This window comes from Streptomyces sp. TOM-9 (genome assembly GCF_056858595.1).
In genome coordinates this window covers 2,077,501-2,099,061 of the sequence record NZ_JBXEQB010000001.1, presented here as the reverse complement: position 1 = coordinate 2,099,061, position 21,561 = coordinate 2,077,501, and the positions used below count along the sequence as shown (strand labels likewise).

At 74.3% G+C, this 21,561-nt stretch carries 18 protein-coding genes (1 of these 18 only partly in view); 10 read left to right on the top strand and 8 right to left on the bottom strand.

Features of this window, described 5'->3' with window-relative positions; genetic code table 11:
* Both AC1VWI_RS09890 and AC1VWI_RS09885 read left to right on the top strand, forming a co-directional pair.
* Nucleotides 1-393: a DUF742 domain-containing protein gene (locus AC1VWI_RS09890; RefSeq protein ID WP_499510588.1), complete on the top strand. Its 393-nt coding sequence runs from the start codon at nucleotides 1-3 to the stop codon at nucleotides 391-393.
* A 240-nt stretch (nucleotides 394-633) separates the two neighbouring features.
* Nucleotides 634-1,239: a GTP-binding protein gene (locus AC1VWI_RS09885; RefSeq protein WP_499510587.1), complete on the top strand. Its 606-nt coding sequence runs from the start codon at nucleotides 634-636 to the stop codon at nucleotides 1,237-1,239.
* A gap of 32 nt (nucleotides 1,240-1,271) precedes the next feature.
* Here the strand turns inward: AC1VWI_RS09885 and glpK are convergent, their stop codons facing one another.
* From glpK to AC1VWI_RS09865, 4 genes are all read right to left on the bottom strand, one after another.
* Nucleotides 1,272-2,828, bottom strand: a complete 1,557-nt coding sequence (gene glpK, locus AC1VWI_RS09880) for a glycerol kinase GlpK (protein ID WP_499510586.1) — start codon at nucleotides 2,826-2,828, stop codon at nucleotides 1,272-1,274.
* Between the two features lie 7 nt (nucleotides 2,829-2,835).
* Nucleotides 2,836-3,567 (bottom strand): MIP/aquaporin family protein, encoded by a 732-nt coding sequence (locus AC1VWI_RS09875; protein ID WP_499510585.1) that lies wholly within the window; start codon nucleotides 3,565-3,567, stop codon nucleotides 2,836-2,838.
* Between the two features lie 153 nt (nucleotides 3,568-3,720).
* Complete coding sequence (locus tag AC1VWI_RS09870) at nucleotides 3,721-4,917, bottom strand: lipid-transfer protein (protein ID WP_499510584.1); 1,197 nt, start codon at nucleotides 4,915-4,917, stop codon at nucleotides 3,721-3,723.
* Nucleotides 4,914-5,354 (bottom strand): Zn-ribbon domain-containing OB-fold protein, encoded by a 441-nt coding sequence (locus tag AC1VWI_RS09865; protein WP_499516759.1) that lies wholly within the window; start codon nucleotides 5,352-5,354, stop codon nucleotides 4,914-4,916. Before AC1VWI_RS09865 ends, AC1VWI_RS09870 begins: the two co-directional genes overlap by 4 nt.
* A 177-nt stretch (nucleotides 5,355-5,531) precedes the next feature.
* On the opposite strand from AC1VWI_RS09865, the gene AC1VWI_RS09860 reads away from it, so the two are divergent.
* The 4 genes from AC1VWI_RS09860 (at nucleotide 5,532) to AC1VWI_RS09845 (ending at nucleotide 9,838) form a co-directional block, all read left to right on the top strand.
* Nucleotides 5,532-6,410, top strand: a complete 879-nt coding sequence (locus AC1VWI_RS09860) for an NUDIX hydrolase (protein ID WP_499510583.1) — start codon at nucleotides 5,532-5,534, stop codon at nucleotides 6,408-6,410.
* Nucleotides 6,407-7,432 carry a molecular chaperone DnaJ gene (locus tag AC1VWI_RS09855; RefSeq protein WP_499510582.1) on the top strand — a complete coding sequence of 342 codons (1,026 nt, stop codon included), beginning with the start codon at nucleotides 6,407-6,409 and terminating at the stop codon, nucleotides 7,430-7,432. Before AC1VWI_RS09860 ends, AC1VWI_RS09855 begins: the two co-directional genes overlap by 4 nt.
* 61 nt (nucleotides 7,433-7,493) lie before the next feature.
* On the top strand, nucleotides 7,494-8,492 hold the full coding sequence (locus AC1VWI_RS09850) for a hypothetical protein (RefSeq protein ID WP_499510581.1): 999 nt from the start codon (nucleotides 7,494-7,496) through the stop codon (nucleotides 8,490-8,492).
* Nucleotides 8,493-8,530: 38 nt separating this feature from the next.
* On the top strand, nucleotides 8,531-9,838 hold the full coding sequence (locus tag AC1VWI_RS09845) for an adenylosuccinate synthetase (RefSeq protein ID WP_499510580.1): 1,308 nt from the start codon (nucleotides 8,531-8,533) through the stop codon (nucleotides 9,836-9,838).
* Here AC1VWI_RS09845 and AC1VWI_RS09840 read toward each other — a convergent pair.
* A complete protein-coding gene (locus tag AC1VWI_RS09840) occupies nucleotides 9,769-11,214 on the bottom strand; it encodes a VWA domain-containing protein (RefSeq protein WP_499510579.1) in 1,446 nt (481 codons plus the stop codon). The two genes, AC1VWI_RS09845 and AC1VWI_RS09840, sit on opposite strands and share 70 nt — an antisense overlap.
* 116 nt (nucleotides 11,215-11,330) lie before the next feature.
* On the opposite strand from AC1VWI_RS09840, the gene AC1VWI_RS09835 reads away from it, so the two are divergent.
* Nucleotides 11,331-11,840, top strand: a complete 510-nt coding sequence (locus AC1VWI_RS09835; RefSeq protein ID WP_499510578.1) for an NUDIX domain-containing protein — start codon at nucleotides 11,331-11,333, stop codon at nucleotides 11,838-11,840.
* A 36-nt stretch (nucleotides 11,841-11,876) separates the two neighbouring features.
* Here the strand turns inward: AC1VWI_RS09835 and AC1VWI_RS09830 are convergent, their stop codons facing one another.
* Nucleotides 11,877-14,231: a glycoside hydrolase family 31 protein gene (locus AC1VWI_RS09830; protein ID WP_499510577.1), complete on the bottom strand. Its 2,355-nt coding sequence runs from the start codon at nucleotides 14,229-14,231 to the stop codon at nucleotides 11,877-11,879.
* 220 nt (nucleotides 14,232-14,451) lie between these two features.
* Here AC1VWI_RS09830 and AC1VWI_RS09825 point away from each other — a divergent pair, with 220 nt between their 5' ends.
* Nucleotides 14,452-16,467 carry an acetoacetate--CoA ligase gene (locus AC1VWI_RS09825; protein ID WP_499510576.1) on the top strand — a complete coding sequence of 672 codons (2,016 nt, stop codon included), beginning with the start codon at nucleotides 14,452-14,454 and terminating at the stop codon, nucleotides 16,465-16,467.
* Nucleotides 16,468-16,504: 37 nt separating this feature from the next.
* Here AC1VWI_RS09825 and AC1VWI_RS09820 read toward each other — a convergent pair whose 3' ends face one another.
* Nucleotides 16,505-17,824: an aminotransferase class I/II-fold pyridoxal phosphate-dependent enzyme gene (locus tag AC1VWI_RS09820; RefSeq protein ID WP_499510575.1), complete on the bottom strand. Its 1,320-nt coding sequence runs from the start codon at nucleotides 17,822-17,824 to the stop codon at nucleotides 16,505-16,507.
* A 47-nt stretch (nucleotides 17,825-17,871) separates the two neighbouring features.
* On the opposite strand from AC1VWI_RS09820, the gene AC1VWI_RS09815 reads away from it, so the two are divergent.
* Nucleotides 17,872-19,221 carry an MFS transporter gene (locus AC1VWI_RS09815; protein WP_499510574.1) on the top strand — a complete coding sequence of 450 codons (1,350 nt, stop codon included), beginning with the start codon at nucleotides 17,872-17,874 and terminating at the stop codon, nucleotides 19,219-19,221.
* Nucleotides 19,222-19,252: 31 nt separating this feature from the next.
* The gene (locus AC1VWI_RS09810; protein WP_499510573.1) at nucleotides 19,253-20,185 is read left to right on the top strand and encodes a DUF8829 domain-containing protein; all 933 of its coding nucleotides are present in this window, start codon (nucleotides 19,253-19,255) and stop codon (nucleotides 20,183-20,185) included.
* A gap of 73 nt (nucleotides 20,186-20,258) precedes the next feature.
* Here AC1VWI_RS09810 and ptsP read toward each other — a convergent pair whose 3' ends face one another.
* A protein-coding gene (ptsP, locus tag AC1VWI_RS09805) for a phosphoenolpyruvate--protein phosphotransferase (RefSeq protein ID WP_499510572.1) crosses the window boundary here: on the bottom strand, nucleotides 20,259-21,561 show its 3' portion. It continues 368 nt past the right edge of the window; only the last 1,303 of its 1,671 coding nucleotides appear in the window; its start codon lies beyond the right edge, outside the window — the gene reads right to left on this strand; its stop codon occupies nucleotides 20,259-20,261.

Below are 21,561 nucleotides of genomic sequence, written 5' to 3'. Positions count from 1 at the left end.
ATGACTTCCGAAGCGGACCGCTGGTACGACGACGACGCCGGGCCCGTGGTGCGGCCGTACGCCATGACACGCGGCCGTACCAGCCACGCCGCGGAAGCCCGGCTCGACCTGATCGCCCTGGTGGTCGCCGAGTCGCGCAGCGCGGACGACGACGCCGACGTCGACCGCACCCTGTCGCCCGAGCACCTCGACATCGTCGAACTGTGCCGGGAGCAGCCGATGTCGGTCGCCGAGCTGGCGGCCGACCTCGACCTGCCCGTGGGCGTCGTCCGGGTGCTCATCGGCGACGTCCTGGAGTCCGGGCTGGTCCACGTCAGCCGGCCCGTCCCACCGGCGGAGCTGCCCGACGCGGGGCTGCTGCGCGACGTGATCGACCGCCTGCGCGCGCTCTGAACCAGCCCGGGACCGTCACCCGGCGCCCGCGACGTCCCCCGGTGCACGGCCTGAGGGTCCGCCACGAGGGGTCCCGCGGTCGCCGGGTGGGCCCGCGGGCGGGTAACGGCCCGGGGACCGCTGGTAGTTGTCCGGTCGGATCGTAGTAATGTTCCACTGCCACAGCTGATCGCCCGACGCAGTCCCTAGGACCCAGGATGCCTCTGACCTGTGTAAACGGCACGACCGGAGGAGTGAGCCATGGCCTTCGGACGCTCTGAACGCCGTCCCTCCCCCGTCGAGCCCGTCACGCTGAAGATCCTGGTGGCAGGCGGCTTCGGCGTGGGCAAGACCACGCTCGTCGGCGCGGTCAGCGAGATCCGCCCGCTGCGCACCGAGGAGACGCTCAGCGAGGTGGGCCGGCCCGTCGATGACACCGCGGGCGTCGAGGCCAAGCGCACCACCACCGTGGCCATGGACTTCGGCCGGATCACCCTCCGCGACGACCTCGTGCTCTACCTGTTCGGCACGCCGGGCCAGGACCGTTTCTGGTTCCTGTGGGACGAGCTGGCGCAGGGCGCCCTGGGGGCGGTCGTCCTCGCGGACACCCGGCGCCTGGAGGACTGCTTCTCGGCGATCGACTACTTCGAGCGCCGCGGCATCCCCTTCGCCGTGGCCGTCAATGTCTTCGACGGGGCCGAGCGGCATCCTGCCGAGACGGTGCGCGACGCACTCGACCTCGACCCCGAGGTGCCGCTGGTGACGTGCGACGCGCGGGACCGCGCCTCGGCCAAGAAGGTGCTCATCACCGTGGTCGAGCACGCGGCCCAGGTGGCCGGCGACCGGCGGGCGGCCGCCGCCAACTGAGCCGCGCGCCGCGGCCGTAGGCGGCGGGCCGGTCAGCCCCCGGCCGCCGGTGCGGGGCCGTCGTCCTCGTCCTCGTCCTGCCAGCCGAAGCTCCGTTCGACCGCCTTCTTCCAGCGGCGGTACTCCTTCTCACGGGTCTTCTCGTCCATCCGCGGCTGCCACTCGGCGTCCTTCTGCCAGTGCGCCTTGAGCGTGTCCAGCCCGTCCCACACGCCGGTGGCGAGCCCCGCGGCGTAGGCCGCGCCCAGCGCCGTGGTCTCCGAGATCCGCGGCCGCACCACCGGGACGCCCAGCACGTCCGCCTGGTGCTGCATCAGCAGGTTGTTGGACGTCATGCCGCCGTCGACCTTGAGCCCGGTGATGTGCACGCCGGAGTCCTGGTACATCGCGTCGACGACCTCGCGGGTCTGCCAGCTGGTCGCCTCCAGCACCGCACGCGCCAGGTGCGCCTTGGTGACGTACCGGGTCAGGCCGGTGACCACGCCGCGCGCGTCGGAGCGCCAGTACGGGGCGAAGAGCCCGGAGAAGGCGGGGACGATGTACGCGCCCCCGTTGTCCGGCACGCTCGCCGCGAGCGCCTCGATCTCGTCCGCCGCGGAGATGATGCCGAGGCTGTCGCGGAACCACTGCACCAGGGCGCCGGTGATGGCGATCGACCCCTCCAGGCAGTAGACCGGCGCCTCCCCGCCCAGCCGGTAGCCCATCGTGGTGAGCAGTCCGTTCTTCGACGGCACGGGCCGGTTCCCGGTGTTGAGCAGCAGGAAGCTGCCCGTCCCGTAGGTGTTCTTGGCGTCGCCCGTCCCGTAGCAGGCCTGGCCGAAGATCGCGGCCTGCTGGTCGCCGAGGGCCGAGGCCACGGGCACGCCGCCCAGCTGGCCGACCGCCGTGCCGTACACCTCGGAGGAGGAGCGGATCTCCGGGAGGACGGCCTCGGGGACGTTCATCGCGGCGAGGATCGCCGGGTCCCACTCCAGCGACTCCAGGTTCATCAGCATCGTGCGGCTCGCGTTGGTGACGTCCGTGACGTGGACGCCGCCCTCCGTGCCGCCCGTCAGGTTCCAGATCAGCCAGGAGTCGATGGTGCCGAAGGCGATCTCGCCGTTCTCCGCGCGGCGGCGCAGCCCCGGCACGTTGTCCAGCAGCCAGGCCGCCTTGGGGCCGGAGAAGTAGCTGGCCAGCGGCAGTCCGGTGGACTCGCGGAAGCGGTCCTGGCCGTCCTGGCCGCCGAGCCGGTCGCACAGCGCGGCGGTGCGGGTGTCCTGCCACACGATCGCGTTGTGCACCGGGCGGCCGGTGGTGCGGTCCCACAGCACGGTGGTCTCGCGCTGGTTGGTGATGCCGAGCGCGCTGAGCTGGTCCGGGCGCAGCCGGGCCTTGGCGAGCGCACCGGCCACCACGGCCTGCACCTTGGCCCAGATCTCGGTGGCGTCGTGCTCCACCCAGCCCGGCTTGGGGAAGATCTGGCGGTGCTCGCGCTGGTCGAGCGCCACGATCGACCCGTCGGAGTCGAAGACGATGCAGCGGCTGGAGGTCGTTCCCTGGTCGATGGCGGCCACGTATCGGGTCGCCTGGTCGGAGGTTTCGGTCATGACCGCCTCACTTGAACGCGACGTTGTAGATGAGACCGGACAGTGCACCGCCGATCAGCGGGCCGGCCACCGGGATCCAGGCGTACGCCCAGTCGGAGGTGCCCTTGAACGGGATCGGCAGGACGGAGTGGACGATGCGCGGCCCGAGGTCGCGGGCCGGGTTGATGGCGTAGCCCGTGGGACCGCCCAGGGAGAGCCCGATGCCGGTCACGAGCAGGGCCACGATCAGGGTGCCGGTGCCGGTCTCGCCGAGGCCCTTGCTGAGGCCGAAGGCCAGGATCGGCAGGACGAGACCCATGGTGGCGATCGCCTCCGTGATCAGGTTCTGCCACCAGACGCGGATCTCGGGGACGGTGGAGAAGACGGCGAGCGTGGGCTGACGGGTCTCCTCGGCGCGGTTCGCCGCGAACTGGCCGTAGTACACCAGCCAGCACAGGACGGCGCCCAGCATCGCGCCGATGATCTGCCCGGCGAGGTAGACCGGCACCTGGCTCCACTTGCCCGAGCTGATGGCGACGCCGAAGGTCACGGCCGGGTTCAGCTGCCCGCCGGACAGCGGGCCGGCGGTGTACGCGCCGGCCAGGACCGCGAGGCCCCAGCCGAACGAGATGACGATCCACCCGGATGCCCGGGCCTTCGAGTGGTGGAGGAGCACCCCGGCCACCACGCCGGCACCGAACAGGATCAGGATCGCCGTTCCGATGATCTCGCCGACAAAGACGTCTCCGTTGGAATACATGACGGCTCCTTCGTGCAGGCGCACGTGTCGGGCATGCGCCGCCAGAGAATGGCGCACGGAGACCCGGGTACGGAGGGTCCCGCCTCCCGCCCGGCCTCCGCGCCACCCGGAAGTGTTGTCGCGGGGTGATGGAGCGTCAAGGTATCGGACAGATCACCTGATTACGACCACCGACGAGCCGTGCCCGAACAGGCCTTGGTTCGCCGTCACCCCCACGCGGGCCCCGGTGACCTGCCGGGGCCCGGACCGGCCGCGCAACTGCCAGGTCAGCTCGCACACCTGCGCGAGCGCCTGCGCGGGCACGGCCTCCCCGAAGGAGGCCAGGCCGCCGCTGGGATTGACCGGAATCCGCCCCCCGAGCGACGTGGCCCCGTCGCGCAGCAGCTTCACCGCCCCGCCCGGCGGGCACAGGCCGAGGTCCTCGTACCAGTCCAGCTCCAGGGCCGTCGACAGGTCGTACACCTCCGCCAGGTCCAGGTCCTCGGGACCGATGCCCGCCTCCTCGTACGCGGCGCGGGCGACGGCCGCCCGGAAACCGGTGGCCGGCTCCCGGGGTGCGACCGCGAGGGCGGAGTCGGTGGCGATGTCGGGGAGGTCGGGCACCGTGCGCGGATAGACCGGGGTGACGGTGGAGACCGCGCGGATGCGCACCGGATCCGCCGTCGCGCGGCGCCGGGCGAAGTCCAGGCCGGACAGGACGACGGCGGCGCCCCCGTCGGAGGTGGCGCAGATGTCGAGCAGCCGCAGCGGGTCGGCCACGACGGGGGAGGCCGCCACCTCGGCGGCCGTGACCGGCGTCCGGTAGCGGGCGAGCGGGTTGGCGGCGCCGGCGGCCGCGTTCTTCACCTTGACCTGGGCGAAGTCCTCGGGAGTGTCGCCGTGCAGGGCCATGCGGCGGCGCGCGTACAGCCCGAAGTAGGTGGGGTTGGTGGCCCCGAGCACGCGGAAGCGCAGCCAGTCCGGGTCGTCGGGCCGGTCGCCCCCGGCGGGCGCGAAGAAGCCCTTGGGGGCCGCGTCCGCGCCGACGACCAGGGCGGTGTCCACCAGGCCGGCGAGGATGTGGGCCCGGGCGGTGTCGAGGGCCTGGGCCCCGGAGGCGCAGGCGGCGTAGACGCTGGCCACGCGGGCGCCCTGCCAGCCCAGCGCCCGGGCGAAGGCCGCCCCGGCCACGTGGCCGGGGTAGCCGCCGCGCACCGTGTCCGCGCCGACGACCAGTCCGACGTCCCGCCAGTCCAGCCCGGCGTCGGCGAGCGCGGCGCGCGCCGCCGCGACCCCGTACCGGGTGAAGGGGCGGCCCCACTTGCCCCAGGGGTGCATGCCGACGCCGAGCACGGCCACGTCATGGCTCATCGTCCGCCTCCCACGGGGCGCCAGTGCCAGGTGGTCCAGGTGTGCTCCGCGTCCTCGTACAGCACGCCGGGCACCAACTCGACCTCCATGCCGACGGCGAGATCGGCCACGCCCGTCCCGGGCGCGGCCTGCCCGAGCACGATCATCCGTTCCGCCGTCAGTTCCACCGCCACCAGGGCGCGGGGTTCCCAGGGGCGTGAGGGGTCGCAGGGGTACGGGGCGGGCGGGCGGTAGCGGGCGTCGGTGTACGACCAGACCCGGCCCCGCCGCGACAGCGGGACCTCCTCCAGGTCCCCTTCGGCGCCGTCGCAGGCCGGGTTGCGGCAGGCGTGGTCCTCGCGGGGGAAGAACACCGCGCCGCAGCCGCGGCACCGGGTGCCGAGCAGCCGGAAGCCGTCCTCGTCCGCCGTGTCGTGTGTGAACCAGCCCGTCACCACGGGTTTCCGTGACCGTGCCACGTCCGGATCCTCCCAACTGAGCTGACGGTTCGTCAGAAGTGTGCCACGGGCGGACCGTACGGCGGAACGGGGTGGACGGTGTCGGTGCCCGGTGCTAAGTTCTTCTCGAAGCGAGAAATACTCGAAGTGAGAACAACCGGCGAGGGGTGGCACACGATGGCGGACCGGCAGGGTGAGGACGCGTTCCTCGCCGCCTACGACCCGCGAGCCTTCGAGCCCATCGCCGTGACCGTCGACGTCGTCGCCCTGACGCTGCGTCAAGGACGCCTGCACGTGCTGCTGGTGCGCCGCGGCGGCCCGCCGTACGAAGGTGCCTGGGCACTGCCCGGCGGATTCGTCCAGGCCGGACGCGAGTCCCTGGACGAGGCCGCGGCCCGTGAACTGGCCGAGGAGACCGGGCTCGACGCGGCACGCGGCCTCGGCCGCGTCCACCTCGAACAGCTCGGCTCCTACGGCCGCCCCGACCGCGACCCGCGCATGCACGTCGTCTCCGTCGCCTACCTCGCCTTCGCCCCGGACCTCCCCGAGGCGCGGGCCGGCAGCGACGCGGCGGCGGCCGAGTGGGTCCCGGTCGAGGCACTCGCACCGCAGGCGAAACCGGACGCCGCCACCGCGCGTCCCAAGGAGCAGGACCGGCCGGCCGGGATCCACGGGGGTGGTTCCGGCCGCCGGTCCGGCCAGGCACAAGGCCCCGCCGCCGACCTCGCCTTCGACCACGGCACGATCCTCGCCGAAGGCCTCGACCGGGCCCGCGCCAAGATCGAGTACACCCCGCTGGCCACCGCCTTCCTCGGCGAGGAGTTCACCGTCACCGAGCTCCGCTCGGTCTACGAGGCGGTCTGGGGCCGCACCCTGCACGCAGGGAACTTCCACCGCAAGGTCCTGTCGGTGCCGGGCTTCGTCGAGTCCACCGGCACCACCGCCGGCCGCGGCGGCTCCAAGGGCGGCCCCCGGGCCCGTCTCTACCGCGCCGGCGACGCCCGCCTCCTGCACCCCGCACTGCTCCGCCCCGACCATGAGGACAGTGTCCGATGACCGCCACGACGCGTTCCGCGTCCGCACATCGCGTCCGCACCTTCGACGACGCCCTGGCCGCCCTCGGCCGGCCCTTCCCGGCCGACTCCGGCGAGGCCGCCCGGCACTACCGCCGGCTCGCCAGGCTGCTCCACCCCGACACGGCCCCGCCCGGCCGCGCGGACGAGGCCGAGGCCGCCTTCGTCCGCCTCACCGCCCTGTGGCGGCGGCACACCGGCGACGGCCCGGCCCTCACCACCGCCCGCGGCGTGTACCCGCTGGGACCCGTCCTCGCCGAGGGCGACCTCGCAGTGCTGCGGGCCGCCGGGCCCGGCACCGCCTTGAAGATCCCGCGGCGGCCCGCCGACAACGACCTGATGGAGCGGGAGGCCGACGCCCTCACCCGGCTGCACGGCGTCGCCGACGCCCGGCACCGTGCCTACGCACCCCGACTGGCCGAATCCTTCCGCCACCGCGGCCCCGACGGCACCGAACGCCGCGTCAACGCGCTCCAGCGGCTGCACGGCTTCCACACCCTCGCCGAGGTCCGCGCCCTCCACCCCGGCGGCCTCGACCCTCGCGACGCCGCCTGGATGTGGCGCCGGCTGCTGGTCGCCCTCGGCTGGGCGCACCGGGCCGGCGTCGTCCACGGCGCCGTCCTGCCCGAGCACGTCCTCATCCACCCCGCACAGCACGGCCTCGTGCTGGTCGACTGGTGCTACTCCACCGAACGCGGCGCGACCGTCCCCGCCCTCGTCGAGCGGCACCGCGCCCGCTACCCGCCCGAGGTCACCGGCCGGCTTCCCGCCACCGAGGCCACCGACATCCACCTCGCCTCGCGCTGCGTCGAGCAGCTGATGGGAGACCGCGCGCCGCGACCGCTGCGCGCCTTCCTCCGCGGCTGCACGCTCCCTGCGCAGGCCCGCCGCCCGCACGACGCGTGGCGGCTGCTCGCGGAGCTCGACGACGTCCTTGAGGGTCTCTACGGCCCGCGCACCTTCCGCCCGTTCACCATGCCGGGCGGCGAGACCCGGGACGCCTGACACCCGGGACGCCTGACACCCGACAGGTCTGACACGTCCGACACACCAAGGGGGAACCACCATGGGCAGCGGAAGCTGGTCCACCAATGTCTACGACGCCGCCGCGCGCTACCGCGCCGCCAGCGGCGCCGGCGCCTTCGCCTACAGCGACCGCGTCACCTCGTCCGCACCGCGCAGTTCCTGGAGCGCGCACCCCTCGCTCGACCCGAAGGACATCGGCGTCCGCGAGAGCCGCGACTCCGACGAGCACCCCACCTCGCTCGCCATCGCCGTCCTGTTCGACGTCACCGGATCCATGCGCACCGTCCCGCAGGTCCTGCAGACCAAGCTCCCCGAGCTCTTCGGCCTGCTCCTGCGCAAGGGCTACACCGAGCACCCGCAGATCCTCTTCGGCGCGGTCGGCGACGCCACCTGCGACCGGGTCCCGCTCCAGCTGGGGCAGTTCGAGTCGGACAACCGCATGGACGACGACCTCGGCAACATCCTGCTGGAGGGCGGGGGCGGCGGCCAGATGACCGAGTCCTACGAGCTCGCCATGTACGCGATGGCCCGGCACACCTCGATCGACTGCCACGACAAGCGCGGCCGCCGCGGCTACCTCTTCCTGATCGGCGACGAGCTGCCCTACGGCAAGGTCAAGGCCCGCGAGGTGCGCGACGTCCTCGGCGACGACCTCGCCGAGGACATCCCGGTCACGCGGATCGTCGCCGAGCTGCAGCGGAAGTTCGACGTCTACTACATCCTCCCGGCGGGCTCCTCCTACGTCGGCAACACCGAGGTCCTCGGCACCTGGCGGGGGCTCCTCGGCCAGAACGTCATCGAGCTCGACGACCTCGACGCCGTCTGCGAGACCATCGCCCTCACCATCGGGCTCGGCGAGGAGGCCATCGACCTCGCCGAGGGCCTCGAAGACCTCGCCGACCTCGGCTCCGCCGCCACCGGATCCGTCGGCAAGGCCCTCGCCGCCCTCGACCGCGACCGCGCGGCCGTCGCGGTGACGGACACGCCCCTGATCAACGTCACCGGCGACGGCACTGCCACCGGCACCACCCGCCTGTAGGCGCTTCCCGGAGGACCCTGGAGAACCCTGGAGGCCCCGTGCACACCATCGTCGTCGACCTCGGCTACGGCGACGCCGGCAAGGGCACCGTCGTGGACCGGCTCTGCGCGAGCGGGCCGGTCCGCGCGGTCGTCCGCTTCAACGGCGGAGCCCAGGCGGCGCACAACGTCGTCACCACCGACGGACGCCACCACACCTTCGCCCAGTTCGGCTCCGGCACCCTCCAGGGCGTTCCCACCCACCTGTCCCGCTTCATGCTGGTGGACCCCCTCGCGCTGGCCGCCGAGGCCGACCACCTCGCCGCCCTCGGGGTCCCCGCGCCGTACGCCCTGCTCAGCGTCGACCGCGCGGCCCGCCTCACCACCCCGTACCACGCCGCCGCCAACCGGCTGCGGGAGCAGGCCCGCGGCGCGGCCCGCCACGGTTCGTGCGGCATGGGCATCGGCGAGACCGCCGCCTACGCCCTCGCCCACCCCCAGGACGCCCCCACCGCGGGGGACTGCGCCTCACGCCCCCGTCTGCTGCGCAAGCTGCGCCTGCTGCGCGACCGCCTGGCCGACGAGTTCGGCCGCCGGCTGCCCGCCCCGCCGCCCGAGGACTGCGCCGACGCCTTCACCGCCTTCGCCCGCGCCGTCACCCTCACCGGCGACGGCCACCTCGCCCGCGTCCTGCGCGAGGGCACGGTCGTCCTCGAGGGCGCCCAGGGCGTGCTCCTGGACGAGTGGCACGGTTTCCACCCCTACACCACCTGGTCCACGACCACGTTCGCGGGCGCCGAGGCCCTGCTGGCGGAAGCCGGCCAGGAGGCCCGCCGGCTCGGCGTCGTACGGACGTACACCACCCGCCACGGCCCCGGACCGCACGTCACCGAGGACCCCGAACTCGCCCCGCTGCTGCCCGAACCGCACAACGGCCACGGCCCCTGGCAGGGCGCCTTCCGCACCGGCCACTTCGACGCCGTCGCCCACCGCTACGCCGTCGAGGTCTGCGGCGGTGTGGACGCCCTCGCCGTCACCCACCTCGACGCGCCCCGCCGCTGCCCGCAGCTGCGGCTGGTTCGCGCGTACGACACCGGGCAGACGCGGCTGCCCACCGCCCCGCCCGGGGACCTCGGCCACCAGGCCGCCCTCACCGAACGGCTGCTGACGGCGCGTCCGGCGTGCTGGGACGTGCCCGGCCCCGATCCGGCCGCCTGGTCGGAGGCGGTGGGGGAGGCACTCGGCGCGCCGGTCGTCCTGGAGTCGCACGGCCCGACGGCCGCCGACAAACGGGAGGTTCAGCGCAGGATCCCGGCCTGCCGCGCGGCCGTCATCCAGGAGGGGAACTCCGAGAGGAGCCGGTCGTAGAGCTCCGCGTCGGGCACTGTGGCGATGTCGTCCACGGCGAAGAACCCGACGTTGTCCACACGCCGGCCCGGCAGGGTGTCGAAACGCTCCAGCACCCCGTAGTTGGCCCGGCCCAGGCCGACGAACTGCCAGAACACCGGTTCCTCCACCGCCTCGCGCAACTGCTGCTCGATCTGCGCGTTGCGGTAGACACCGCCGTCGGAGAAGAACAGCACGAGCGTCGGCGCCGCCGTCGGGTACGCCCGCACGAACGCCCGGACCTCGGCGATGACCTTCTGCTCCTCGTTCTGGATGCCGACGAACCGCATGTCGATCTGGCCCGGCTGCAGTCCGTGCCGGGGCTTCTTGGGCCGGCCGAACAGGCTCAGCTCGCCCACCCGGACGTGCAGCCGCAGCCACAGCGGCAGTTCCGCGATCCGCAGGTCGGGCAGCCGCGCCGGGTGCGAGGCGAAGGTCCACGCCTGTATCTCGCCGTCGTCGTCCAGTTGCGCCGCGACCGCCGCCATGCGCTCGACCACGTCGGCGACGACCCCGCGCGCGTACAGGCCGCTCATCGAGCCCGACGCGTCGAGCACGAGGATCACCCGCGCGACGACACCCGCCGCGCCGTGCTTGCGCAGGCTGACGGCCACCTGCTCCTTGCGCAGGCTCAGCCGCTTGCGCATGTCGGGGGGAAGGTGCTCCTCGCCCTTGGTGAGCCGGACGGCCGGCGGCGGGGGAGCGGCCGCGGCCGGGAGGGGCGGCGGCGGGGGCACCGTGACGGGCAGCGCGGGCCGCGGGTACTGCGGCGGCGCAGGGGGAGTCGGGGCGGGCGCCGGTGCGGCTTGCGCCGCGGGCGGCTGCGGCGCGTCCACGGTGATCCCGAAGTCCGTGGCGAGCCCGGCCAGTCCGGAGTTCCAGCCCTGCCCGACGGCGCGGAACTTCCAGACCCCCTCGCGCCGGTACAGCTCACCGCCGAGGAACGCCGTCTCCGTCGTCGCCCCCATGTCGAACCGCGCGATCTCGGCCCCGTTGCGCGCGTCCAGCAGCCGCAGCCGCAACCCCGGCACCTGACCGAAGGTGCCGCCGTCCGCGGAGGCGCACAGCACGATCCGTTCGACCGCCGGCTCCACACGGGCCAGGTCCACGTCGAGCGCGTCCGAGGCCGGTCCGGGACCCGCCTGCTTACCGGCGTGCCGCACGGCGCCGGAGGCGTGCGCGGGCTGGTTGTAGAACACGAAGTCGGCGTCCGAGCGCACGCGCCCGTCGCCGCTCAGCAGCAGCGCCGAGGCGTCGACGTCGGGCACGCCGGGACCCGCGGTCCAGTCGAGCACGGCCCGCACGGCGGGCACGGGAACCGGCAGATTGGCGCCTTTTCCGAGGGATTCGGGTGTCACGGACGCCAGTGTGCCCTCTCACCCGCCGCCACGGACAGGGCTCCGCACGACACCCGTGCCCGGGCAGCCGTACGGAACCGGCCGGTCCCCCGGACACGGTCGGCTACAGTCCGCGCGTGACCACTCGTCAGAAGGGCAGCCACTGCTCCTACTGCGGTACGGAGTTCGCCCCCGGCGCGGGCTGGCCGCGCACCTGCGCGGCCTGCGGCGGCATCACGTACCGCAACCCGCTCCCGGTCGCCGTCGCCCTGCTGCCCGTGCGCACCCCGGAGGGCACCGGTCTGCTCCTCGTGCGCCGGGCCATCGAGCCGCGGCGCGGACTGCTCGCCCTTCCCGGCGGCTTCGTGGACCTCGGCGAGACGTGGCAGGAGGCCGTCGTCCGCGAACTCGACGAGGAGACCGGCATCAAGGCGGCCGCGGGCGAGGTACGGCTCGCCGACGCCCTCAGCGGCGACACCGGGCACCTGCTGGTCTTCGGCCTCCTGCCCGAGCGTGCCGCCGAGGACCTCCCGCCCGCCGTCGTCACCGACGAGACCGACGGCCGGGAACTCCTCCTCGCCCCCGCGGAACTGGCCTTCCCGCTGCACACCGAGGCGGTGCGCAACTGGTTCGACGGCCGCTACTGAACCGCCGCCACCGAACCGCCGCCACCGAACGGGCAGCTACCGCACCGCCGTGCCGCGCACCCGCACCCGGTACCCCACCTCGTCGTGCTCCTCACGCTCCACGACGACCTCGCCGTCCGCCACCCGCGAGCCGAAGCGCTCCACCCGCGGGTCGGCCCAGCCGTCCCCGGCGTCGGTGATCAGCATGCCGCCCCCGGTGCGCCCGGGTGCGGGCGTCCACACCTCCAGCGTCACGGTGCCGTCCTCCTCCGCCACCGGCACCACGGCACCGGCCCTGGCCAGCACCGGGATGCGCTCCGGCGGCGCGGGCAACAGCACCTGCCCGGGCCCCTGGTACGCCTCCCCGGTCGCCGTGTCGTACCACAGGCCCCGCGGCAGCCGCACCGCCCGTTCCGTCGCCCCCTGCTCCAGCACCGGCGCCACCAGCAGCGCGTCCCCCAGCAGGAAGGCGTCCCCGCAGGCGCGCAGCTTGCGGTCCTCCGGATCGCCCCACCACACCGGCCGCACATAGGGCGCGCCCGAACGCCGCGCGGTGTGCGCCAGCGTGTACAGGTACGGCATCAGCCGCTCCCGCCCGCGCATCGCCGCCCCGGCCGCCTCCAGCACTTGCGGCCCGAACCCCCACGGCTCGCGGTGACCGGCGTGGATCGCCGAGTGCGTGCGGAAGAACGGGAAGTACGCGGCCATCTGGAACCAGCGCAGGTACAGCTCCGGCGACGGGCTCCCGGTGAACCCGCCCACGTCCGGCCCCGAGTACGGCACCCCGCACAGGCCGAGCCCCAGCACCAGCGACAACGAGGAACGCAGCCCCGGCCACCCCGTCGACACGTCGCCCGACCACGTGCCGCCGTACCGCTGCATGCCCGCCCAGCCGGAGCGCGAGAACAGGAACGGCCGGGAGTCGGGGCGCAGTTCACGCAGCCCCTCGTGTCCGGCCCGGGCCATGGTCAGCCCGTACACGTTGTGCGCCTCGCGGTGGTCGCCGCCGCGGCCCTCCAGGGCGTGCCGGGCGGAGCGGGGGAGGGTGGTGTCGCCGAACGCGGCGAAGGACACCGGTTCGTTCATGTCGTGCCACACCCCGGCGAAGCCCTGGGCGAGCCGTTCCGCGTAGAGCCCGCCCCACCACTTGCGCACCCGCGGGTCGGTGAAGTCGGGGAAGACCGCGTCGCCCGGCCACACCACGCCGCGCACCGGACGCCCCTGCGCGTCGCGCACGAAGGCGTCGGCAGCGGCCCCGCTGTCGTGGACCGGGTTGCCCGGCTCCAGCTTGACCGCCGGGTCCACGATCGAGACCAGGCGCACCCCGTGCCCGCGCAACTCCTCGGCGAGCGCGGGCAGGTCGGGGAAGTGCTCGCGGTCGACGGTGAAGACCCGGTGGCCGTCGTAGTGGTCGATGTCCAGGTGCAGCGCCGACAGCGGCAGTTCGCGCTCGCGGTAACCGGCCGCGACCCGCCGTACCTCCGCCGCCGTGCCGAAGCCCCACCGCGCGTGCTGGTACCCCAGCGCCCAGCGCGGCGGCAGCGCGGGCCGGCCGGTCAGCGCGGTCCAGGAGGCCAGGATCCGCGCGGGAGTGCCGGGGATCACCCAGTAGCGCAGCGGGCCGCCGTCCATCCGCGTCTCGCAGCCGCCGGGGCGGTCGTGACCGGATCCCGCGCCCTCCTCGCCGTCGCGCAGGGTCACCCGGCCGTCCCAGGTGTTGTCGTGGAAGAGCAGATGGCTGCCCGCGTCGGCGACGACCAGCTGCAGCGGCATGGTGATGTACAGCGGATCGGTCTCCGGCTCGAAGGCGCCGCCGGGGTCGGTGTTCCACAGCCGGTACGCGCCCTCGCCCAGCCGCGGCCCCGAGGCCCGCCCGCCGAGCCCGAACACGTCCGCGTCCGCCGGCGTCTCCGAGCGCTGCACCCAGCGCGGTTCCGTGCCCTCCGCCGCGTTCACCGGGTCCCACCAGCGCGGCGGCAGGTCACGACGCAGCAGCACGCCCCCCGGCGTGCGGAACTCCACCGCCCCGTGCCGGGAGACCAGCACCGTGATCCGCTCCGAGACCACCCGCCAGCCGTCCTTGTCGGGCTCGATGACCGCCCGGGTGTCGGCGTCGGGGCAGCCGCCGTCCAGCGCGTACGACGGCTCCGGCTCGGCACCGTCCCAGCCGCAGAACACCGCGCCGCCCGCTGCGACCCGCACCCGCAGGGTCGACCGGGCGAAGCGGACCACCCCGCCGCCAGGCAGCGGATCCGCGCCCTCGGCGGACCCTGGCACCCGCGCCCGCTCCGGCCCCCGCCGCGGGAGGTCCCGTGCGTCGGTGCGTTGCCGGCGCCACGCCGCGCGCACCGCCCTCAGCCCGTTCGCCGATCCGACCTGCCGTACCTGTCGCACCAGGTCCCGAGCATCCATAAGGCCCACCCTTTCACCGTTCCCGCCCGCCCCGCCGCCGGCCGGCCACCTTCCACCTGGCGGCCCGGCACATGCTTCCACCCTCGAATGTGTGGGGTGTGCCCTGGCGCCGGAGACGATCACGTGGCATCGTCCTGCCCAGCCGCGACCGGGGACATTCCGCCCGGCCGGGGTCCAGCCGCACATCACGCAGCGTCGCGTACCGTCCGGGAGCCGCCCCATGAGCACCACACCTGAGCCCACCGCCGACCCGGCGACCGAGCAGCCGTTGTGGCAGCCCGGCCCGGACCGAGTCTCCGGTGCCCAGGTGACGCGCTTCCAGGCCTGGGCCGCCGAGCACCACGGCGCGCCCGCCCCCGACACCGCCGACCCCGTCGCCGGCTACCACGCGCTGCACGCCTGGTCGGTGCGCGAGCCCGGGACCTTCTGGCGGTCCGTCGTCGAGTGGTTCGACGTGCGCTTCTCCTCCCCGTACGAGACCGTCCTCGCCGACGCCGCCATGCCCGGCGCGAAGTGGTTCCCCGGGGCCACGCTCAACTACGCCGAGCACGCCCTGCGTCCCGCCGGCGACGCCGCCCGGGCCGGTGAGCCCGCCCTGCTCCACCTCGACGAGCGGCACGAGACCGGCTCCACCAGCTGGGCCGAGCTGCGCCGCCAGGTCGCCTCCCTCGCCCACGAGCTGCGCGTTCTCGGCGTCCGCCCGGGCGACCGGGTCAGCGGCTACCTGCCCAACGTCCCCCAGGCCGTCGTCGCCCTGCTCGCCACCGCCGCCGTCGGCGGCGTGTGGACCTCCTGCGCCCCGGACTTCGGGGCCCGCAGCGTGCTGGACCGCTTCCAGCAGGTCGAGCCCGTCGTGCTGTTCACCGTCGACGGCTACCGCTACGGCGGCAAGGAGCACGACCGCACCGGCGTCGTCGCCGAGCTGCGCGCCGAGCTGCCCTCGCTGCGCGCCGTCGTGCACATCCCGTTGCTGGGCACGCCCGTGCCCGAGGGCGCCCTGGAGTGGGACGCCCTGGTCTCCGGCGACCGGGAACCGGTCTACGAGCAGGTCCCGTTCGACCACCCGCTGTGGGTGCTGTACTCCTCCGGCACCACCGGCCTGCCCAAGGCCATCGTCCAGTCCCAGGGCGGCATCCTGCTGGAGCACCTGAAGCAGACCGGGCTCCACATGGACCTCGGGCCGCAGGACCGCTTCTTCTGGTACACCTCCACCGGCTGGATGATGTGGAACTTCCTCGTGGGCGGCCTGCTCGCGGGCTCCACGATCGTCCTGTACGACGGCAGCCCCGGCTTCCCCGACACCGGCGCCCAGTGGGGCGTCGCCGAACGCACCGGCACCACCGTCTTCGGCACCTCCGCCGCGTACGTCATCGCCTGCCGCAAGGCCGGCGTCCACCCCGGCCGCGACCACGACCTGTCCGCCGTCAGGTGCGTGGCCACCACCGGCTCCCCGCTCCCGCCGGACGGCTTCCGCTGGATCCACGACGAGGTCAAGGAGGACCTGTGGATCGCCTCCGTCAGCGGCGGCACCGACGTGTGCAGCTGCTTCGCCGGCGGCGTCCCGACCCTGCCGGTGTACATCGGCGAGCTCCAGGCCCCCTGCCTCGGCACCGATCTCCAGGCCTGGGACCCGTACGGCAAGCCGGTCACCGACGAGGTCGGCGAGCTGGTCGTCACCAACCCCATGCCGTCGATGCCCATCCACTTCTGGAACGACCCCGACGGCAGCCGCTACCACGACAGTTACTTCGAGATGTTCCCGGGCGTCTGGCGGCACGGCGACTGGATCACCCTGACCTCGCGCGGCACGGTGGTCATCCACGGCCGCTCCGACTCCACCCTCAACCGCCAGGGCGTCCGCATGGGCTCCGCCGACATCTACGAGGCCGTCGAACGGCTCCCGGAGATCCGCGAGTCGCTCGTCATCGGCGTCGAGCAGCCCGACGGCGGTTACTGGATGCCGCTTTTCGTCCAGCTCGCCGAGGGCGCGGTGCTCGACGACGCCCTCCGCGACAAGGTCAAGCGCATCATCCGCGAGCAGCTCTCCCCCCGCCACGTCCCCGACGAGATCATCCCGGTCCCCGGCATCCCGCACACCCTCACCGGCAAGCGCATCGAGGTCCCGGTGAAGAAGCTGCTGCAGGGCACGCCGCTGGACAAGGCGGTCAACCCGGGCTCGGTCGACGACCTGGGGCTGCTCACGTTCTACGCGGACCTGGCCCGCACCCGCAGCTGAGCGCCCGCGGGGGGGGTGAGGCGGGGCCCGGCCCCCCTCACCCCCCGTACGTCGCGCCGAACTCCCCGAGCACGCCGGCGAAGTCGGCGGCCAGCACCCTCGCGTCTACGGGCCGCAGCTCCGCGGTCGTGATGCGCACGCCGGGCCCGGCCGCCAGCCGGAACCGCGCCCCGGCGGCCACCCACCACCCGCGCGACCGCAGGCCGTTCACCACCGCCGCCTCGTCCCGCACCGGCACCCACACGTTCAGCCCGCTCGCCCCGTGCGCCGCGATCCCGCGCTCCCCCAGCTCGCCGACGAGCGCCTCCCGCCGCTCCGCGTACGCGTCCCGGGCGGCCTCCACCAGCAGCCGTGCCGCCGCGTCCGTCATCAGGCGCGCGGCCATCCCCTGCAGCACATGACTGACCCACCCCGAGGTCAGCAGCAGCCGTCCGTCGTGCCGCGCCAGCGTCGTCGGGTCGCAGGCGAGGGCCGCCCACCGCAGGTCCGTGCCCAGGTACTTGGTGACCGTGCGCACCTGCGCCCAGCGCGGCAGCCCCCCTGAGGTCAGGCTGTGCAGCGGCACTCCCGCGATGTCCGCGGCGTGGTCGTTCTCGACCACGAGGACGTCGGGCGCCTCCCGCACCACGCCGAGCAGCGCGTCCCGCCGCTCCGGCGAGAAGCACCCGCCGTACGGGTTCTGGGAGCGCGGACTGCACACCACCGCCCGCGCCCCGGCCCGCAGCGCGTCGTGCAGCGCCTCGGGCCGCATGCCCTCGTCGTCGACCGCGACCGGCAGCATGCGCAGTCCCAGCGCGGGCACCAGGTCGAGCAGATGGTGGTAGCCCGGATCCTCCATCGCCACCGCGTCGCCGGGCCGCAGTTCGACGGAGAGCAGCCGCCCGAGGCAGTCGAGCGCGCTGTGCGCGAACGTCACGTCGTCCGCCGGCACGCCGTCGCGGTCGAACCACGCGCGGGTCAGCTCCTCCAGCTCGGGAAGGCGCGGAGCCGACCGGTGCGAGCGCGCCCCGGGCGTCACCTGCACCGACGGCAGCAGTTCCGGCAGGAACGCCGGGTCCGGGTGGCCGCCCGCCAGGTCCCGCAGTCCGGCGGGCACCTTCGGCGGCCTCCTGGACGCCACGGCCGGCGCCTGTGCGACGACGGTGCCGCCGCGTCCGCGCGTGACGACGATCCCGCGCTGCCGGAGTTCCTTGTAGGCGGTCGCCACCGTGCCGGGACTGACTCCCAGGCGATCGGCCAGCGTCCGTACCGGCGGCAGCGCGGCCCCGGGGGACAACGCCCCGTCGGCCACGCCCCGTTCGACGGACGCGGCAATGCCCTTGGCGCTCGTGCCGCTGATCGCATATTGTGCTGCCACATTCACAAGTATGTATCAATACAAACTTCGGGTCAAGGGGGCAGTGCATGCGATTCCCTCGCAGCCGCAGCGACATCGAGGACCTCGTACCGGGCGGCCGCGACGGCCGCCGCATGCTCTGGGTGAGCCTCACCGACAAGGCCGGATCCGGTCTCTGGTACGGCACTTCGGCGCTCTACTACACCTACGTCGCCGGACTCGCCCCGCACGAGATCGGCCTCCTGCTCGGTGTCGCCGGTGCCGTCGGCATCGCGGGCACCCCCGTCGCGGGCCGGGTCGCGGACCGCGTCCCGCTCACCCGGCTGCTCCCGGCCGTCCACGCCCTGCGCGCCGCGGCCGCCCTCGGCATCCTGCTCACCGGCACCCTCTGGCTCCTGCTGCCCATCGCCGCGCTCGGCAGCCTCGGCGACCGCGCCGCCTCGGTCCTCACCAAGCTGTACGCCGCACGCGTCGCGGGCCCGGACCGCGTCCGCTACCAGGCCCTCCAGCGCACCGTGGTCAACATCGGCTTCGGCATCGGCGGCCTCGCCGCCGCCGTCGCCCTGGCCATCGGCACCGACACCGCCTACCGCACCATGCTCATCGGGGACGCCCTCTCCTTCGCCGGCGCCGCCCTGCTCGTCCTGCGCTGCGCAGAACCGCCGTCCCCCGTACGCGTGGTGGCCGGCGCACCCGCCGCCACCGGCGGGGAACCGCCCCGGACGAAGACCCCGGCCACCAGCCCCTGGCGCGACCGCGGCTACCTCGCGTACACCGCCACCGAGACCCTGCTGTTGCTCGACGACACGGCGCTCAACATCGGCCTGCCCCTGTGGATCGCCACCGCGACCGTCGCCCCGCACAGCCTCGTCGCCCTGCTCTTCGTGCTCAACAACGTCCTCGTCGTGCTCTTCCAGGTCCGCCTCAGCCGCCTCGGGGACGAACCCCGCAGGGCCGCCGCCTCCCTGCCGCTGCTCGGCGTCGCCTTCCTCGTCGCGGGCGGCGCCATGGCCGTCTCGGCCGTGGACTCGACGGGGACCGCCGTGGTCGCCCTCGTCGTCGCCGCCACGGCCTTCACCGCCGCGGAGATCGTCCACGCCGCGATCTCCTGGGAGTTGTCCCTCGCCCTCGCCCCCGGCCGGTCCCAGGGCGCGTACCTCGGCGTCCACGGACTCGCGCAGTCGGCCCAGCGCTCGGCCGGCCCGGTCCTGCTCACCTCCGCCGTCATGGCGGCGGGCCCGCTCGGCTGGCTCGGCCTCGGCGCCGGCCTCGCCGCCGTCTCCGTCGGCCAGCGCACCCTCGTACGCCGCCGTCTGGACCGGCTGGACGCCGCCGAACGCCCCGGGCCCGAGGCCCGGAAGACCCCCGTGATCCCCAGCGGGACCGTCACTGTCAGTGGTGGCGACTACGGTGAGTGACAGTTGACCGCCGTACCGAGGGGGAGCCGTCATGGCACACACCAAGCACCGCAAGCTGAGCAGCCGCCCCGCCCGCCGCACCGCGAGGACCGGCCGCCGCACCCTGCGCCGCGAGTCACCGACCACCGTCGCCGTCCTCACCGACCCCGCCGACTTCGTCGCCATGCGCGGCTACCGCAGTTTCACCTTCGACGACCACGCGAGCTACCTGCGGCAGATCGAGGGCCTGCTGCGGTCCCTCGCCTCCCGTGGCATCCACGTCCGCGTCGGGCCCTTCGACCCGGCCGAGTACGCCGAGTACTGCGCCGACACCGGCCACGACCCCGACAGCTCACGCTCCCGCACGCGGTACGCCGCCGACGTCACCACGGCCGGCCCGACCGTCCCCTACGCGGGACAGCCCCTGGAACACCTCGTCACCGAGCTCGAGTACGAGGCGGGCCGCCAGGCCACCTGGGAACGGGCCTCCGGCATCCTGGCCCGCGCCGGGGACTGCGCCGGCTGCGGCGACGACCTCGCCCGCACCTCCTTCGACCGCGCCTCCCAGGCCCTGATGCGCCTCCTCGAAGCCGCGGGGCCCGGCCACCACCACCTCGTGTGCAGCGTGCCCGCCGAGGGCACCACACTGCTCGCCGCCATGCACGCCCGCTGCGACGAGCAGGGCATGGTCCACCTCGTCGAGGCCGAGGCCCTGGTCTGCTGCACCGTCATCGCCGCCGGGCTCGCCGAGGACAGCCCCGGCGGCCTCGTCCTGCGCAGCGGCACGGGCACCGGCCAGCCCCCGCCCGACCGCCCGGACGAAGTCCGCGGCTGGACGCTGCGCGACGGCTGGCTCCAACCCCTCACCGAGGCACAGGTCTTCAACGCCTACTGCACCGACGCCGAGTCCGGCGACCCCGTCCCCCCGGAGCCCGGCGTCGTCCACCGCCCGGGATTCGTCCTCCCGCCGCCGGAGGACGACTGAGCACGGCGGAGCCCGGGAACGCCGAGGGGCGCCCCACCACCGGTGGGACGCCCCTCGGGAGGACGGGAAGCGGTCACTCCCCGGACAGCACCGCCTGCGCCGCGCGCCGCGCCTCGTCGGCCGTGTCGGTCGCCCGGGCGGCCGCCGCCGCCCGCTCGCACTGCGCCAGGGTGTACTTCGCCAGCGTCGCCCGCACGTAGGGGATCGACGCCGAGCCCATCGACAGGCTCGTCACGCCCAGACCCGTCAGCACGCACGCCAGCAGCGGATCGGAGGCCGCCTCACCGCACACACCGCAGCTCTTGCCCTCGGCCCGCGCGGCCTCGGCCGCCGCGGACACCAGGTCCAGCAGCGCCGGCTGCCACGGATCCTGCAGCCGCGACACCGAACCGACCTGCCGGTCCGCCGCGAAGGTGTACTGCGCCAGGTCGTTCGTCCCCAGCGAGAGGAACTCGACCTCCTGCAGGATCGACCGTGCCCGCAGGGCCGCCGACGGGATCTCCACCATCGCGCCGAACTTCGCGTGCAGCCCGGCTTCCCGGCACGCGTCCGCGAACGCCTTGGCGTCGATGCGGTCCGCCACCATCGGTGCCATGACCTCGAGGTACACCGGCAGGCCCTCGGCGGCCCTGGCGAGCGCCCGCAGCTGCGTGTGCAGCACATCGGGGTGGGCGAGCAGCGTCCGCAGGCCCCGCACGCCCAGCGCCGGGTTCGGCTCGTCCGCGGGCGTCAGGAACTCCAGCGGCTTGTCGGCACCCGCGTCCAGCACCCGGACCACGACCCGGCCCTCGGGAAAGGCATCCAGCACCTGCCGGTACGCCTCGACCTGCTTCTCCTCCGACGGCGCGTTCCGGGAGTCGTCCAGGAAGAGGAACTCCGTGCGGAACAGACCCACGCCCTCCGCGCCCGCCTTCACGGCCGCCTCGACGTCCGCGGGACCGCCGACGTTCGCCAGCAGCGGCACCTTGTGCCCGTCCGACGTGGCACCCGGCCCCGAGGTCGCGGCGAGCGCAGCCCTGCGCTCCTCCGCGGCCTTCGCCAGCTCGGCCCGCCGGTCCTTGTCCGGGTCGACGTAGATGTCGCCGGTGCTGCCGTCCACGGCGATGACCGTGCCCTCCGCCAGCTCCGTGGCGCCCGGCAGCGCCACCACGGCGGGCACCCCCAGCGCACGCGCGAGGATCGCGCTGTGGCTGGTCGGCCCGCCCTCCTCGGTCACGAAGCCGAGCACCAGCGACGGGTCCAGCAACGCGGTGTCGGCCGGCGCCAGGTCCCGCGCGATCAGCACGTACGGCTCGTCGCTGTCCGGGACACCGGGCATCGGCACCCCGAGCAGCCGCGCCACGATCCGGTTGCGGACGTCGTCCAGATCCGCGACG